Source organism: Streptomyces sp. GD-15H (assembly GCF_045291515.1).
In the GTDB taxonomy this organism is placed as follows: Bacteria; Actinomycetota; Actinomycetes; order Streptomycetales; family Streptomycetaceae; genus Streptomyces.
This window is the reverse complement of the sequence record NZ_CP149447.1, coordinates 873147-886773: the sequence shown is the minus strand read 5'-3', so window position 1 is coordinate 886773 and position 13627 is coordinate 873147. Positions and strand designations below refer to the sequence as shown.

12 protein-coding genes and 2 pseudogenes are annotated in these 13627 nt (G+C 71.0%); 5 read left to right on the top strand and 9 right to left on the bottom strand.

Annotated elements, in window-relative coordinates; translation table 11 throughout:
* Positions 1 to 179 precede the first annotated feature (179 nt).
* Together WJ438_RS04385 and WJ438_RS04380 are read left to right on the top strand one after the other, a co-directional pair.
* Positions 180 to 1532, top strand: coding sequence for a TrkH family potassium uptake protein (locus tag WJ438_RS04385; protein ID WP_406724036.1), 1353 nt, complete (start codon positions 180 to 182; stop codon positions 1530 to 1532).
* A complete protein-coding gene (locus WJ438_RS04380; RefSeq protein WP_406724035.1) occupies positions 1525 to 2247 on the top strand; it encodes a potassium channel family protein in 723 nt (240 codons plus the stop codon). The genes WJ438_RS04385 and WJ438_RS04380 overlap by 8 nt, the downstream gene beginning before the upstream one ends.
* A gap of 394 nt (positions 2248 to 2641) precedes the next feature.
* On the opposite strand, the gene WJ438_RS04375 is transcribed toward WJ438_RS04380, so the two are convergent.
* Positions 2642 to 3649 carry a TerC family protein gene (locus tag WJ438_RS04375; protein ID WP_406724034.1) on the bottom strand — a complete coding sequence of 336 codons (1008 nt, stop codon included), beginning with the start codon at positions 3647 to 3649 and terminating at the stop codon, positions 2642 to 2644.
* 353 nt (positions 3650 to 4002) lie between these two features.
* Here WJ438_RS04375 and WJ438_RS04370 point away from each other — a divergent pair, with 353 nt between their 5' ends.
* Complete coding sequence (locus tag WJ438_RS04370) at positions 4003 to 4416, top strand: hypothetical protein (RefSeq protein ID WP_406724033.1); 414 nt, start codon at positions 4003 to 4005, stop codon at positions 4414 to 4416.
* A gap of 356 nt (positions 4417 to 4772) precedes the next feature.
* Here the strand turns inward: WJ438_RS04370 and WJ438_RS04365 are convergent, their stop codons facing one another.
* Positions 4773 to 5252 carry a general stress protein gene (locus WJ438_RS04365; protein WP_406724032.1) on the bottom strand — a complete coding sequence of 160 codons (480 nt, stop codon included), beginning with the start codon at positions 5250 to 5252 and terminating at the stop codon, positions 4773 to 4775.
* Between the two features lie 149 nt (positions 5253 to 5401).
* On the opposite strand from WJ438_RS04365, the gene WJ438_RS04360 reads away from it, so the two are divergent.
* Positions 5402 to 5722, top strand: coding sequence for a transposase (locus WJ438_RS04360; protein WP_406724031.1), 321 nt, complete (start codon positions 5402 to 5404; stop codon positions 5720 to 5722).
* Here the strand turns inward: WJ438_RS04360 and WJ438_RS04355 are convergent.
* The 5 genes and pseudogenes from WJ438_RS04355 to WJ438_RS04335 all read right to left on the bottom strand — a co-directional run bounded on the left by WJ438_RS04355 (position 5706) and on the right by WJ438_RS04335 (position 10637).
* Positions 5706 to 6923, bottom strand: coding sequence for an IS110 family transposase (locus WJ438_RS04355; protein WP_406724030.1), 1218 nt, complete (start codon positions 6921 to 6923; stop codon positions 5706 to 5708). The genes WJ438_RS04360 and WJ438_RS04355 overlap by 17 nt on opposite strands.
* Before the next feature lie 524 nt (positions 6924 to 7447).
* Positions 7448 to 8077, bottom strand: a complete 630-nt coding sequence (locus WJ438_RS04350; RefSeq protein WP_406724029.1) for a hypothetical protein — start codon at positions 8075 to 8077, stop codon at positions 7448 to 7450.
* 104 nt (positions 8078 to 8181) lie between these two features.
* Positions 8182 to 8751, bottom strand: coding sequence for a histidine kinase (locus WJ438_RS04345; protein WP_406724028.1), 570 nt, complete (start codon positions 8749 to 8751; stop codon positions 8182 to 8184).
* A 492-nt stretch (positions 8752 to 9243) separates the two neighbouring features.
* Positions 9244 to 9709 (bottom strand): annotated as a pseudogene (locus WJ438_RS04340) (hypothetical protein); the annotation flags it as partial.
* A 73-nt stretch (positions 9710 to 9782) separates the two neighbouring features.
* Entirely contained in the window at positions 9783 to 10637 is an 855-nt protein-coding gene (locus tag WJ438_RS04335; RefSeq protein WP_406724027.1) for an SCO6745 family protein, read from the bottom strand.
* Between the two features lie 245 nt (positions 10638 to 10882).
* On the opposite strand from WJ438_RS04335, the pseudogene WJ438_RS04330 reads away from it, so the two are divergent.
* Positions 10883 to 11511, top strand: a pseudogene (locus WJ438_RS04330) (IS6 family transposase); the annotation flags it as partial.
* Positions 11512 to 11663: 152 nt separating this feature from the next.
* On the opposite strand, the gene WJ438_RS04325 reads toward WJ438_RS04330, so the two are convergent.
* Complete coding sequence (locus WJ438_RS04325; RefSeq protein WP_406724026.1) at positions 11664 to 12800, bottom strand: PP2C family protein-serine/threonine phosphatase; 1137 nt, start codon at positions 12798 to 12800, stop codon at positions 11664 to 11666.
* A 278-nt stretch (positions 12801 to 13078) separates the two neighbouring features.
* Positions 13079 to 13498, bottom strand: coding sequence for an ATP-binding protein (locus tag WJ438_RS04320; RefSeq protein ID WP_406724025.1), 420 nt, complete (start codon positions 13496 to 13498; stop codon positions 13079 to 13081).
* Positions 13499 to 13627: the final 129 nt, after the last annotated feature.

Here is a 13627-nt window from a genome sequence, read left to right as displayed (position 1 = left end):
CCGGAATCCCCGCGGGAGCACGGCCGTGTGGGTACGTGACCACCTCGACGGGCTCTGGGACGACGAGGACTTCGTCTCCTGGTATCCGCGCGCTGGCCGTCCCGGTCTCTCGCCGGCTGCAGCCGGCCAGACACCGGCCGTGGAAGTGGAAGGGAACGCTTGTGGTGGCTGCTGGCCGGGTGGAGTGGAAGAGACTCGCCCTGCACCCGGCGCGGGCCGTCGTGGCGGCCTTCGCGGTGGCGGTGGCGGTGGGGACGTTGCTGCTCATGCTCCCCGCCGCCTCGCGGGACGGCACCGGCTCCGGCGTGGTGGAGGCGTTGTTCACCGCGACGTCGGCGGTGTGCGTGACCGGGCTGGTGGTGGTGGACACCGGGGCCCAGTGGAGCGGTTTCGGCCAGGGCGTGCTCCTGTCCCTGATCCAGGTCGGCGGCTTCGGCATCATGTCTCTCGCCTCGCTGCTGGCCCTGCTGGTGTCGGGACGGCTGCGGCTGCGGCTGCGGCTGACCGCGCAGGCGGAGACCAAGAGCCTGGGCATGGGTGAGGTGCGCCAGGTGCTGCTCGGCATCGTGACCACCTCGGTGGCCGTGGAGGTGGTGACCGCCGCCCTGCTGGTGCTGCGGTTCCGGCTCGGTTACGGGCAGGACCTCCAGGATGCCGTGTACGGCGGCGTCTTCCACGCGGTATCGGCCTTCAACAACGCAGGCTTCGGCCTGCGCGCGGACAGCCTCGTCGGCTACGCCCACGATCCCTGGGTGACCCTGCCGGTGGCGGCCGCGGTGATCCTGGGCGGCCTGGGCTTTCCCGTCCTGCTCGAGATCCTGCGCCACCACCGCCGCACCCGCACCACCGGTCGGCGACCCTACAGCCTGCACACCCGGCTCACCGCGCTGGGCACCCTGGTCCTGCTGGCCGCGGGCACCGCGATGACCTGCCTCCTGGAGTGGCGCAACCCCGGCACCCTCGGCCCCATGGGCGTCGGCGGCAAACTCCTCAACGGCTTCTTCTACTCGGCCATGACCCGTAGCGCCGGCTTCAACGCCGTCGATGTGGCCGCGCTCGATTCTTCCACCGTGCTCGGCAGCTGCGTGCTGATGTTCATCGGCGGAGGCAGCGCCGGTACCGCGGGCGGCATCAAGATCACTACTTTCGCCGTGCTGGCCGTCGCCATTTTCGCCGAGGTGCGCGGCCGCCCCGCGGCCGAGGTCATGGGCCGTCGGATCCCGCAGGCCGCCCTGCGGCAGGCCCTGGCCGTGGCGCTGCTCGGCGTGGGCCTGGTCATGGCCGGCACGCTTGTCCTGCTGACCGTGAGCGACGCATCGTTGGAGGCGGTGCTGTTCGAGGCGGTGTCGGCGTTCGCCACGGTGGGACTGAGTACCGGTATCACCGCCGGCCTGCCCACCGGCGGCCACCTGGTGCTGATCGCTTTGATGTTCACCGGCCGGGTGGGGCCGGTCATCCTCGCGTCCGCGCTGGCCCTGCACGAACCTGCGCGACGCTACCGACTGCCCGAGGAGCGACCCGTCATTGGCTGACCACTTCACCCCCCTGCGCCGGCGCCTCACGCGCCCACTCTCCGCCCCGGTCGGGCGATCGAGCGGCGACACCCGGATCGCCGTGATCGGGCTGGGCCGCTTCGGCCGCTCTCTCGGGCTGGAACTGATGCGTCACGGCTGGGAGGTCCTCGGCGTGGACACCGATCCGGACCTCGTGCAGCAGCTCAGCGAGGATTTCACCCACGCCGTCGTGGCCGACTGCACCGCCCCCCAGGTGCTGGAGCAGCTCGGTGTCACCGAGTACCCCCGCGTGGTCGTGGGCATCGGCACCGACCTGGAGGCCAGCATCCTGATCACCACCAACCTCGTCGACGCCGGCATCCCCCACATCTGGGCCAAGGCGATCAGCCGCCAGCACGGCCGGATCCTCGAACGCCTCGGCGCCCACCACGTAGTGCTGCCCGAGTACGAGATGGGCGAGCGCGTCGCGCACCTGGTGACCGGCCGGATGCTGGACTTCATCGAGTTCGACGACGACTACGCCCTGATCAAGACCGTCGCCCCGCAGGAAGCCGTCGGCAAACCGCTGGGCCAGAGCCAGCTGCGGGCCCGCCACGGCGTGACCGTCGTCGGCGTCAAACGCGCCGGCGAGGCCTTCACCCACGCCACCGCCGACACCGTCGTCCAGCTCGGCGACATCCTCGTCGTCACCGGCCGCACCCAAGCCGTGGAACGCTTCGCCGAACTGCCCTGAACCGCCCCCAGGACGTGGTGGTCTGCCGTCTCTGCTTCCGCAACCGGGTCAACCTCGGTGGTGAAGGTGGCCGGCCCGCAGGTGTCGGGTACGCGGATGCAGGCGGCGTCGGCCGCGGCGTCGAGTTCGACCGGGCGGCCGGTGTGGGCCGCGGTGGAGTCGATCACCACGACCGGCTCGCGGGCGATGCCGCGGTGCCGGAACGCGGGCATGGCCTGCACGGCGGGCACCTGCGGCTTCGCGCGGCGGGTGAGGGCGACCGAGCTCCCAGGCGGAGAGGCCGGCGACCTTGGGGAGGCTGAACCGCAGGATGTTCGGTGCCGGGGCGCGGGCCGGGCACCCTGAACGGTCAGCCCGGCATGCGGCGCAATCTTCGTGGCGGGTGCCGGCGGCCTCAGTCCTTGTCCTGCTCCGGCCGGGGCCGGTGGGCCCTGAGCGATCCGGCGTGCGCCTTGCTGGTGGGGTCACGGCGGGTCTTGACCAGGCTGGCCACCGTGGCGACGGCGAGCACGACCCCGATGACGACGAGGCTGAGCGGAGTGGAGATTTCCGGAACGCCGTGCGAGATGTCCTCGTGCGCCCAGTGGAGGACGAGCTTCGCCCCGATGAAGGCCAGGATCACCGCGAGGCCCGTCGACAGGTAGACGAGCCGGTCCAGCAGCCCCTTGACGAGGAAGAACAGCGCCCTGAGGCCGAGCAGGGCGAACGCGTTGGCCACGAAGACGATGTAGGGCTCCTCGGTCACGCCGAAGACCGCGGGGATGGAGTCGAGCGCGAACAGGAGGTCGACGCTGCCGATCGCGATGAGCACGATCAGCAGCGGCGTCACCATCCGTCGCCCCTCCACCCGGGTGAGGATCCGGCCGTCGACGTAGCCCTCGGTGACCGGGAGCAGTCGCCGGGCCGCCCTCACCACGCCGTTGTCCTCGACGTCCGGATCCTCGTCCCGGTGCCGGTAGAGCTGGACGGCCGTGTAGATCAGCAGCAGGCCGAACAGCAGGAACATGAAGGAGAACGCGGAGATCAGCGCGGCTCCGAGTGCAATGAAGACGGCACGCATGGCGAGCGCGAGCACGATGCCGAAGGAGAGCACCTTCTGCTGGTGCTCCTCCGGCACGGTGAACGTCGTCATGATGATGACGAACACGAACAGGTTGTCGACCGAGAGGCTCTTCTCCACCAGATAACCGGCGAAGTACTCGGTGCCGTACGTGCCCCCGTGGGCGCTCATGAACCACACGCCGAAGACGACAGCGGCCGCGACGTAGAACACGGACCAGGCGGCGGCCTCCCGGAAGCCGACGCGGTGCGGTTTCACCCATCCCAGCGTCAGGTCCAGGGCCAGCAGTCCCACGATGACCGCGAGCGTCGCCGCCCAGGTGCCCCCGCTGATCTCGAGCATTCCCGCACCTGCCTCTCCAGCCGCACCTTGCGGCGACTGTACTGGCAGGGGCCGCGGAAACGCGCACGATCAGGACGGTTCGACCTCCGGTGTTGTGTGGGAAGGCGCCGGCTCGCCCGCCGAGGACCGGCTCGGCCTTGAGGCCCTGCGCCGGTTGGGCGCCTCGGTCAACCGCTACCTCGGCGAGGACGACGACGTCACCACGCCTCTGGGTGCCAAGGCCGGCCCGCTGCGGGTGGAATCCTCCCGTCCGATGGGCGGGGGCTGGCTGCTGGATCAGCTGTGGAAGCTGCTCGGCATCGACACCGCGCTCGCCCAGGTCCTGGACGGGCGCCGGTTTTGCAGTCGAGTGAGTGCTGTTCGCGCTGGTCGCCACCCGCGCCATCGCGTCGGGTTCCAAACTCGCCGCGGGCGAGTGGGCCAGCCGCGACGTGGTCGTGCCCGATCTGCCCGGACTCGACGGCAGCAGCCAGGCCCTGCGGGCGCTGGGCCTGCTCGTCGAGAGCGAGGCGGAAGGCGCCGCGCAGGAGTGCGTGTTCTTCGCCGCCGCCCACGTGCTCAACCTCGAAGTCGACCTGCGCTTCTTCGATATCACCAGCACCTGCTTCGAGCGTGACGGCGAGGACGAAGAGGCGGGCGATGAGGCGTTTCGCCGGTTCGGGCACTCCAAGGCCTGCAGCAGATCATCATCGGGCTCGCGGTCACCCGCGAAGGCATCCCGGTCCGCTGCTGGGGCTGGCCCGGCAACGCCTCCGACACCCCCGTGATCGAGCAGGTCAAAGACGATCTACGCTCCTGGCGGCTGGGCCGGGTGGTCACCGTCGCCGACTCCGGCTTCTCCTCCGAGGCCGACCTCGCCTACCTCACCCGCGTCGGCGGCCACTGCCTCACCAGCGTGAAGATGCGCGAGACCAGCAAGAAGGCCGCTACCGCATTCGCCGGCAGGGCCGCTACCAGGACGTGCGCGACAACCTCCGGGTCAACAGACCACCCCACGAATCCGCCGACTACGTGTGCCTGCCTACTGATGAAGTCGGGTTTCACGGGCCGTAATTACGCCCCGTCCGTGTGTGCTCGGACGGCGGCATCCACGCCCTGCCCGCCTGGGCGGGGCAGGCTGCGGTCAGTCTTCCCGCCAGGCAAGCTTGATCAGCAGGTTCTTGGCTTCGTCGGCGACCTCGGTGTCGGCCACCACGTCGTAGCGGCCGGCCACGATCTGGCTGCGGGAGGCGAAGTCGCGGCGGCCGCCGCTGAGGGCATGGCCGACGAAGCCGAAGACCGCACCGAAGAGGGCGCCGTAGGCCAGTCCGCTCAGCATCAGGACCAGGACGTCGTGGTCACCGGCGGCGAACACCGACAGCAGCAGCCCGATCAGCAGTCCGAACCAGGCTCCGCTGCCCGCCCCGGCCAGGGCGGCCCGGCCGCGGGTGAGCCGGCCGAGCACGGTCTCGACCATGCGCAGGTCGGAACCGATGATCGCGGTGCGTTCCACCGGGAACCTGTTGTCGGACAGGTGATCGACCGCGCGCTGGGCGCCGTCGTATGACGAATACGAGCCGACAATCGGACGGTCGACCTGCGGGGTGGGCGGGTGCTGGCTCATCGAAGGACTCCTTTCGTCTTTCAGCAGCCTGTACCCGCGCCACGTGTCGGGCAACAGGCCCGGGCAGTGAACGGCCAGGCGACACAGGAGCAGCGGCATGGCCCCCTCGTACCGTGGAGACACCGTGGCGGAAGGGGAAGTGGGGCGTCATGGCGTCGGGGAAGCGGAGGTTCGATGCTGAGTTCCGGGAGGGGGCTGTACGCATCGTGACCGAGGCCGGGAAGCCGATCCCGGAGGTCACACGGGAGTTGGGGATCAATCCGGGGGCGCTGCACAGCTGGGTGTCGAGGGCTCGCCGGACGGGTTCGCCGACTTCGGATCGGGTCCCGGTCGCCTCCGGCACGGGCCGGTCGCGGGAGACGGAGCGAGGCGAGCTGGAGCGCCTGCGGGCGCAGGCGCGGGAGAAGGGCAAGCGCATCCGGAAGTTGGAGATGGAGCTTCCCAATCAGGAGGTCAAGCCGCGGCAGTGACAGAGGGTGGCGTTTTGTAGAACTCTCCGTCACGAATCATGGCCCATAGGACGTTGATGCGTCGGCGGGCGAGGGCCAGGAGGGCCTGCTTGTGCCCCTTCCCCTCGCTTCGTTTGCGGTCGTAGTACGCCTTGGAGGCCGGACAGCAGCGCAGGCTGACCATGGCCGAGAGGTACATCACCCGCAGGAGGCCGCGATGGCAGCGCCGGGGCCGGCGGAGATTGCCGCTGACGCGGCCGGAGTCGCGTGGCTGCGGCGCCGGCCCGGCCAAGCCGGCCAGCCGGTCCGCGGTGCCGAAGGCATCCATGTCGCCGCCGGGCGCGGCGAGGAACTCGGCGCCGAGCTTGGGCCCCATCCCAGGCAGGGTGCTGATCACCTGGGCATGCGGATGCTCGCGAAACCGGGCCTCGATCTGGGCGTCGAGCTCGGCGATCTCCTCGTCGAGGGCCATCACTCCCTTTGTGAGGCGGGCCGCCATAGCGGCGGCTAGTTTCTCGCCCGGCAACGCCGTGTGCTGGGCCTGGGCAGCGTCCAGGGCGGTCTTGGCGAGTGTGGCGGCGCCATGGACCTTGCGGTTCTTCAGCCAGGTCTCGATCCGTTTCACCCCGGAGCGACGGATGGCTGCCGGAGTCTGGTATCCGCTCAGCAGCATCAGCGGGCCCTTGTCCGTCAGGTCCAGGACCCGCTCCAAGGCGGGGAAGACTTCCAGTAGTTGTGCGCGCAGTCGGTTGATCTGCCGCGTGCGGTCGAAGACCAGGTCCAGGCGGCGGTTGGTGAGGGTGCGCAGGTCGACGGCGATTTCGTCGCCGGGCCGGAGCAGGCCGAGGTCCCGGCGGAGACGGGCCTGGTCGGCGATGACGAAGGCATCCTTGGCGTCCGTCTTGCCCTCGCCCCGGTAGGTGCTTGAGGCACGGTGCACCGCGAGTCCGGTGAGGTAGGCGACGGGCTGCTCATGGCTGGCCAGCAGCCCGATCAGCAAGGCGGCGCCGCCGTGGTTGAGGTCGACGGCCCACAGCACGTCACGCGATATTTCCAGGACCTCCCCGATCAAGGCCAGGAGTTCGCTCTCGTCGTTTGGGATCCGGCGGGACAGCAGTCGCGCACCCTCCGCGTTGATCACCACGCAGTGGTGGTGCGTCTTACCGATGTCCACCCCGGCCCATGTCTCAGGCACGGTCACCTCCGTCAGTACGTCGTACATCGATCCCGCAGACGACCTCGCCGGCGTTGCCCTACGCAGCGATCGAGTCGCAGTTCCCAATTGGCGGTCGAGTCGTCGCGGGGCTCCGGGCGGCCAGGCTCCATGAACCATCCGACGGCGCAGCGCGATGTGAGCCATACCCGGAGCCCCTGGGTCCACCGATCCTACGAATGACCAGTTCAGACCCGAGAAGAAGGTAGGGCGCGATGTCTGCAAGCGCAGGCCGCTGGCGTACACCTGCTCGGACGTCGCACACCAACGCCGGATCGTCCCGTGGGAGACGAGCACGCCGCGCCCGGGCATCGGCTCCCCGGCCTCGCGGAGGCCGAGCGGGAAGCGGACGTACCGCCGCACACGGTGCGCGATCACCTCGACCGGGTACCGGTGGCCCGGGTACGACGGCGGCGCGGACGACACGAGCGAACCCCTGTTCGGCGCGATCAACTCCAAGATCGTCCCAGGCCGGTCCGCCGACGTGGCAACGCCGTCGGCGGGCAGGGAGTGCGAGGCTGCTGCCGAGGCGGTCAGGGGCGGGGCTGACCAGCCGTCGCCGGAGGACGCCGGGTCAGCCAGACATGCCCGCCGGACGGCAGCGTCACTTTGCGGGTGTCTCGAAAGCCGAACGTCTCCAGCCGACCGGCCTCGGGGATGGATGCGGTCCATGCGACCACCGTGCCGCTCTGCCGGTCCACGGCCTGAAGACCTGGTGCCAGGACGCGGTCGAGCAGCGCGTGCGAGAAGTCGCCGTCGCGACTCGCCACCAGCAGGAGCCAGTCCCGGGTACCTGCCCGAGCGGCCTCCAGCGCCTCACCGTCTGCCCTGCCCAGTGCCAGCAGGCCGGGCGGAACCTCCAGTTCTCGGGCGATCAGGCCGTGGAAGCGGCTGACGTCCCGATCGGCTTCCGGCGGCAACCACACGGCGGCGGCGATGAGCTCGTCGGTATGCTGCTCTGCCACCCAGAGGTGACCCTCCTCAAGGGCATGGTGGGCCAGCAGCAGCCGCAGGACGGCCTGGACCTGCTCAGCATCGCGGTCGATGGCCGGTGGCGTGTCGGCGGCGCGCGAGGTGATCAGGCGCACCAGGGCCGGGACGTCCACCAGGCCGGCGGGGCGCACACGATCGAGTGCCCGGTCGCCCCGGTCCCCCTCGCCCATCGTCGGCTCCTCTCGCGGTCCGCCGCATCACCGCAGTCCCAGCGCCTGCCTCATCGGCGTGCCCCCGCTGCGTGCGGGCCCGCCCCCGCCGGTCCGGCCGCGGGCTAGCGGTGGAACAGGGTTCCGAGCTTGTCGGAGAACTCCTGCCGCCGCTCGGCGCGGTGCTGTCGCCGAGCCTGGGCCACGGCCTCTTCCGCGGCCTTCTGCGCCGAGCGGACCTCGGCCTCGACCTCCCCAGCCGGCACCCGCACGATCGTCCCGCCCAGTCGCTCGGCGATGGCGTCCGCGGGCCCGGGGTCGTCCTCCTCCGCCCCGGCGATCAGGACGTTGCTGCCTTCGTCCACGCCGCGGCTGAGCACGGTCAGTGCGTCCACCGACTCGGCCGCGTCGTCGGCGTCGGAGGCCATGCCGACGAGCGTTCCAGCACCCCAGCCGAGAAAGATGCCCATGGGCCCGCCGAGCACCCCGACCAGCGCGCCGACGACGCCGCCGACCGCCGTGGTGCTGCCGGCGCCGGGTTCGTAGCTCTCGGGCACGGACAGGGTGCCGTCCTCCGCGCGCTCCAGGATCGCCGCCCGGCCCACCGATGGCAGTTGCCTGACCTCGGAGAAGGCCTGGTAGGTGCGGGCGGGGTCGGGGAAGCGGAAGAACATGACCTTGGCGTTCCAGGCCATGGCGGACTCCTTACATGACTGCGGTGGGCCGGGCCCGGTGGCGCGGGCCCGCCGAGTTCTGGCGACAGGAGAAACCACCGCAAACCTACAGTGGGCCGTATGCCTCCGCATGGCCACGCGGGGCGGCGGCCGTTAGTACTCCAGCCGGACTTCTGTATTTTCCCTGGTCAACGGCCTGGCGGTGGGGAGTGTAGCGGGGGCGTGGCATGCGTAGGACGGTCTTGGGCGGGCCGTCCCACCAACGGGTGCCCGCGCCGCATGTCATGACAGCGCGACGAGCAGTTCGTTGTCGTGATCCACGATGTGCCGACGAACGCCTGGGACCTGGAGCTCGAAGAACTCTTCCTGCGGACCGGAGCCCGCTTCGCGCGGGTGAAGCCACGCCGGCGGATGCGGGACTACGTACGCGGCCTGCTCGGCCCGGTCGGCCGCAAGAACAGCTGGGTGCGCCACGAGGCGCCGTCTGACCGGGTGGAGGTGGAAGACCGTGCGAGTCCGCCCCGTCTGCGGATGGACCGGCACGAGCAGGATGTCCACGTCTGCGTCGGGGCAGGCTGTCCCGGCCCGGCAAGGACGGCGTGCCGTTCCGGCGGTCCCACGGCCAGCAGAGCATCGAGGGCGCGTTGGAACACGTCCTCGATCAGGCCGTTCGGGACCCTCACCGGCCGCCTTTCGGAAGCTGCCAGCAGGTGGGCGAGCGCTTGGCCGGCCGCTGCCTCCCATTGCGAGCTCCACGACCAGTAGTGACTCGACCCAAGCCTTGGCCCCCATGTGGCGATCGGCTCGAACGGGGCCGTGCTCTTCCCTTCCTCCAACAGCTCCTCCCAGGACAGTGGTGTTGCGCGACATCGTCAACGAGGAGGCGGCGCACGGCGTCTGGAGCGAGCCACACCGCCTGCCAGAGCGAGCAGTCGTCGATCCTGCTCGGCCCGCACGTCTGACAGGCCATGCTGGGGCCGGCGCCACATCATCGCTGCCGCCAGCGGCGATGACTTTTCGAGCGGCACAGGGGCGGTGGAAGACGGCGGAGTTCATTCGGTCGGGGCCGGGAGTCCCATCGGGTTGGGGAAGCGCAGCGTGGTGGCGCAGGCGTGGGCCAGTGGGGCGAGCAGCCGATGCAGCCGGTCGACCGCGGCGGGGTTCAGGGCCTGCCAGGGGCGTGCGGCGGCCCGGTCGGTGGCCTCCTCCACCGTGCGGTGCACTCGGCGCCCCTCCGAGGTGGCCGTCCCGTCGGGCGCGAGCCATCCGTGGGCGATCAGCCGGGCCCGGGCGGCTTGCCACTGGTCGTCGCTCCACCCCCGGTGGGGCTGGAGCTCGGTACGCGGCAGGTCGATGCCCGACCGCAGCACCAGGGTCTCGCAGCCGTCCAGCCCGGCCGCGACCCAGGCCGCGACGTGGCCGTCGCCACGGTGCTCCCGCAGGACGGTCGCCGCGTGCCACAGCCGGTCGACGGCACCCTGTGGTGTCGGGAGGTCCTGGTTGGCGGCGGCCAGCACCCGGCCGGCGCAGTCCAACCCTTCGGCCACGGGTGCCAAGAGGGCGGCGGCCTCCTCCACCTGCCGGCCGTGGCCGGACAGCAAGTGTTTCAGGGCCGCGCCGGCGCCGTTCTGCCGGGCCCGCAGGGCACGTTCGGGCGCCGCCCTGGTCCAGATATCGGGCACGGCCCGGGCGACCATGGCCAGGGCGAAGCCGAAGAACGCGGCCGTGACCGGCCCGGGGCCGACCGCCCCCAGCGGCGCGGCGCGTCCGGCGAAGTACCCTCGCCAGAAGCCGCGCAGCCCCGCCTCGGCGAAGGCGGCCCGGGCCTGCGGTGCGAAGTAGGTCACCGCGTGCACCGGCTCGATCAGGGCCCACAGCGTGCGGGCCGTCCGCTCGGGGTCCTCCACGGCGCCACCTCCTCGCCGGGCTTCGGCTGTTCAGGGACATTCCTTCGGGTGCTGCCCGCGGTGGGGCGGACGCCAAACCTCGGGTGGGGGAGCGGAAAGCGAGGAGGCCACGCCTCCCATGCGGTGATCACGCCGTTGGCCACCGGGGCCACCCGGCTCTCGATGGTGTTGTCGGCCAGCCACGCGGGCGCTGTCACGTTGGCTGGCGCGTGGGATGATCTTGGGGTTGGCCGTGCGGGGAGGAGATCACCGTAGAGAGTGCGCCGCCGTCGTACAGGGGGCATCGGTATCCGGCCGAGGTGATCTCCCACTGCGTGTGGCGGTACTTCCGCTTCCCACTCAGCTTCCGCGAGGTCGAAGAGCTGATGCTGCAGCGCAGTGTGATCGTCTCCCATGAGACGGTCCGCCGCTGGTGCGGCAAGTGCGGGCAGCAGTACGCCAACCTCCTGCGCCGCCGGCGGCCCCGGCCCGGGGACACGTGGCACCCGGACGAGGTGTTCGTCAGGATCAACGGGGAGCTGACGTACCGTGGCGGGCCGTCGACGCTGGCGGCACCGTCCTCGACATCCTGGTCCAGCCCCGACGCGACATGCAGGCGGCTGTCCGGTTTTTTCGCCGGCTCCTGAAGGTTTTGGAGTACATGCCGCGGGTGGTGGTCACCGGCAAGCCCCGCTCCTGCGGCGCGGCCCACCGCCGGGTTATGCCGGGCGTGGAGCACCGTACCTCGAAGTACATCAACAACCGGGCCGAGAACTGGCACCAGCCGACCCGCCGGCGCGAATGGGCGATGAAACGCTTCACCTCGCCGGGCCACGCGCAGCGGTTCCTGTCCGCGTTCAGCGGCATCTCACCCCACCTCCGCCCCCGACGCCACCGCCTCCCGGACCGGCTCGACCGTCTCCCGTGCGGCCGGCTCCTTCGCTTCCGGCAGCCCCGGCACCGACGGCAGCGGCCACCTCCACCCGATCAGGAAAGAATCACGACCGCCCATCGCTCGCTCCCTCACCGCCCCGGACCGTTCGGGCTCTATCGCTCCCGGGTTCCCGGGCCCGGGGCGGGCTGACGGTCTGCTCCTGCGGTACGGGTCACGGCGAGCAGTGCGACGTCGTCGTCCTGGCGCCCCCTGGTGTACCGGGACAGATCAGCGATGAGGGCGTCCAGCAGGCCGTCGGGCCCGGGCGGGGTGGGGCGTGACAGCTGTGGGACGGGGTCGTAGAAGAGGCCGCGCGGATCGCGGGCCGCGGTGACGCCGTCGGTGAACAGCACCAGGGTGGCATCTGGGGGAAGCTTGAACAGGTCGACGGGGACGGGAGTGTTCAGGGCGGGGAGATCGGCCAGGCCCAGTGGCAGCGACGGCGACTTCGGTTCCAGGAGCCGCGCCCGGCCGTCGTCGACCAGCAGGGGTGCCGGATGTCCCCGGTTCGCCACGCGTATGGTGCGGCAGTCGGTCGGGATCTCGACAATGACGGCCGTGGCGAACGCCTCGGATGCTCCCGGACCGCTCTGGTCGGTGTTGATCCGCTGCATCTTCTCCTCCAGGCGGTTCACCACATCCGGCAGGTCCGGCACCCGGACGGCGGCTTTGTAGAAGGCGCCGAGCAGTCCGTTGACGGTCCTGACCGCGCCCACTCCCTTGCCGCGGACATCCGCGATCAGCAGCCGGGTGCCGTACCGGCTCTCCTGGACCGCGTGGAGATCACCGCCGATGGCTGCTTTCCTCTCGGCGGCCTGGTACCGGGCGGCCACGGCCAGGGGGCCGATGCGGCTGGGTGGGTCCGGGAGCACGGCGCGTTGGACGGTCTCCGCAACGTCGCGGGCCGACTTCAGCTGCTGCCGCTCGTGGGCCAGTATCCGGTTGATGCCAGCGGCCAGGGCGGTCAGGAGGGCCATGCTCGGCAGTGCGACGTGGTGAGTGATGGTGTACGGGCCGCCGTACAGAAGAACCAGGAGCGGCCCCATGAGCATTGCTGCTGCTCCGGTGGCGATGGTGCCCGTCAGGGAGAGCAGGGGCGCGGCCACCATCGGGGTGGCTGCCAGCAGGGGAAACACGCTGATGGTGTTCGAGGTGGCGTATGCGATGAGGGGTGCGCAGGCGATCAGCGCGGCGGGCAACGGCCGGCGCCGGTCTGCCGAGAAGTACGGAGCATCACGGTTGCGTTTCACCGCGTTCCTCTAAGGATCAATCGAAGGGCCGGTTCCCGGTCTTCGTCGCAGCCTTCGCGAGGGCGATCGCATAACCGATCGGCAGAGAGGGCCCTGCCCGCCTCCATGCGGGTGGGCCGGCCTGTGCTCGCGGGGTCCGGTGGGGGGCCGCTTCCGCGGTGGAGGCGTACGGGGCAGGGGGCCGCCGCCGGGCGGTCGCGGCCTTGCGGGGGCGAGGACTTCGGTGGCCGGCCGTCCGGCGGACGTGATGTCTTCAGGGGGCGTTCCGCGCCGCCGGATCAGTTTGGAGCGATCTGCGCCCAGTAGGTGCGTCCGTGCCGGTCGGGGCGCCGGTAGGTGCCCCACCGGGAGGCGAGGGAGGCCACGATCAGGCGTCCTCGGCCGTGTTCGTCGGTGTCGCGGTCGGTGTCGGCGGGGGAGCGGGTGGGGCCCCCGTCGGTGACCTCCACGCGGACCGCGGGCTGTTCGGTGTCGCGGACGAGCCGCCAGGTGACGCGGACGCCGGGCCGGGCGTGGGTGAGCGCGTTGCCGACCAGTTCGGCGACGACGACCTCGGTGCGGCAGGTGTACTCGCCGGTCAGGCCCCAGTCGTGCAGGAGCCGGCGGGTGATTTGTCGGGCCCGGGCGGGGGCGTCGGCGGTGCAGGGCAGCGACCAGGTGAGGGAGCGGGCCGGCGAGAGCGTCATGGCAGTGGTCATGGGGAGGGCCTTTCGCGAGGAGCGCCGCCCGCCGCGGCGGGCGGCGCGGACGACCCGGGATATTTGTTCAATATTCAACATACTCGACTGGTGGGGACGGCGGCACTCGTGGGCTGTGTTCGAGAAGGC

Coding starts and splice junctions, on each gene's coding strand:
- WJ438_RS04375 (WP_406724034.1), bottom strand. CDS start 3,649: ATGCTCGAGATCAGCGGGGGCACCTGGGCGGCGACGCTCGCGGTCATC.
- WJ438_RS04365 (WP_406724032.1), bottom strand. CDS start 5,252: ATGAGCCAGCACCCGCCCACCCCGCAGGTCGACCGTCCGATTGTCGGC.
- WJ438_RS04360 (WP_406724031.1), top strand. CDS start 5,402: ATGGCGTCGGGGAAGCGGAGGTTCGATGCTGAGTTCCGGGAGGGGGCT.
- WJ438_RS04355 (WP_406724030.1), bottom strand. CDS start 6,923: ATGTACGACGTACTGACGGAGGTGACCGTGCCTGAGACATGGGCCGGG.
- WJ438_RS04350 (WP_406724029.1), bottom strand. CDS start 8,077: ATGGGCGAGGGGGACCGGGGCGACCGGGCACTCGATCGTGTGCGCCCC.
- WJ438_RS04345 (WP_406724028.1), bottom strand. CDS start 8,751: ATGGCCTGGAACGCCAAGGTCATGTTCTTCCGCTTCCCCGACCCCGCC.
- WJ438_RS04320 (WP_406724025.1), bottom strand. CDS start 13,498: ATGACCACTGCCATGACGCTCTCGCCGGCCCGCTCCCTCACCTGGTCG.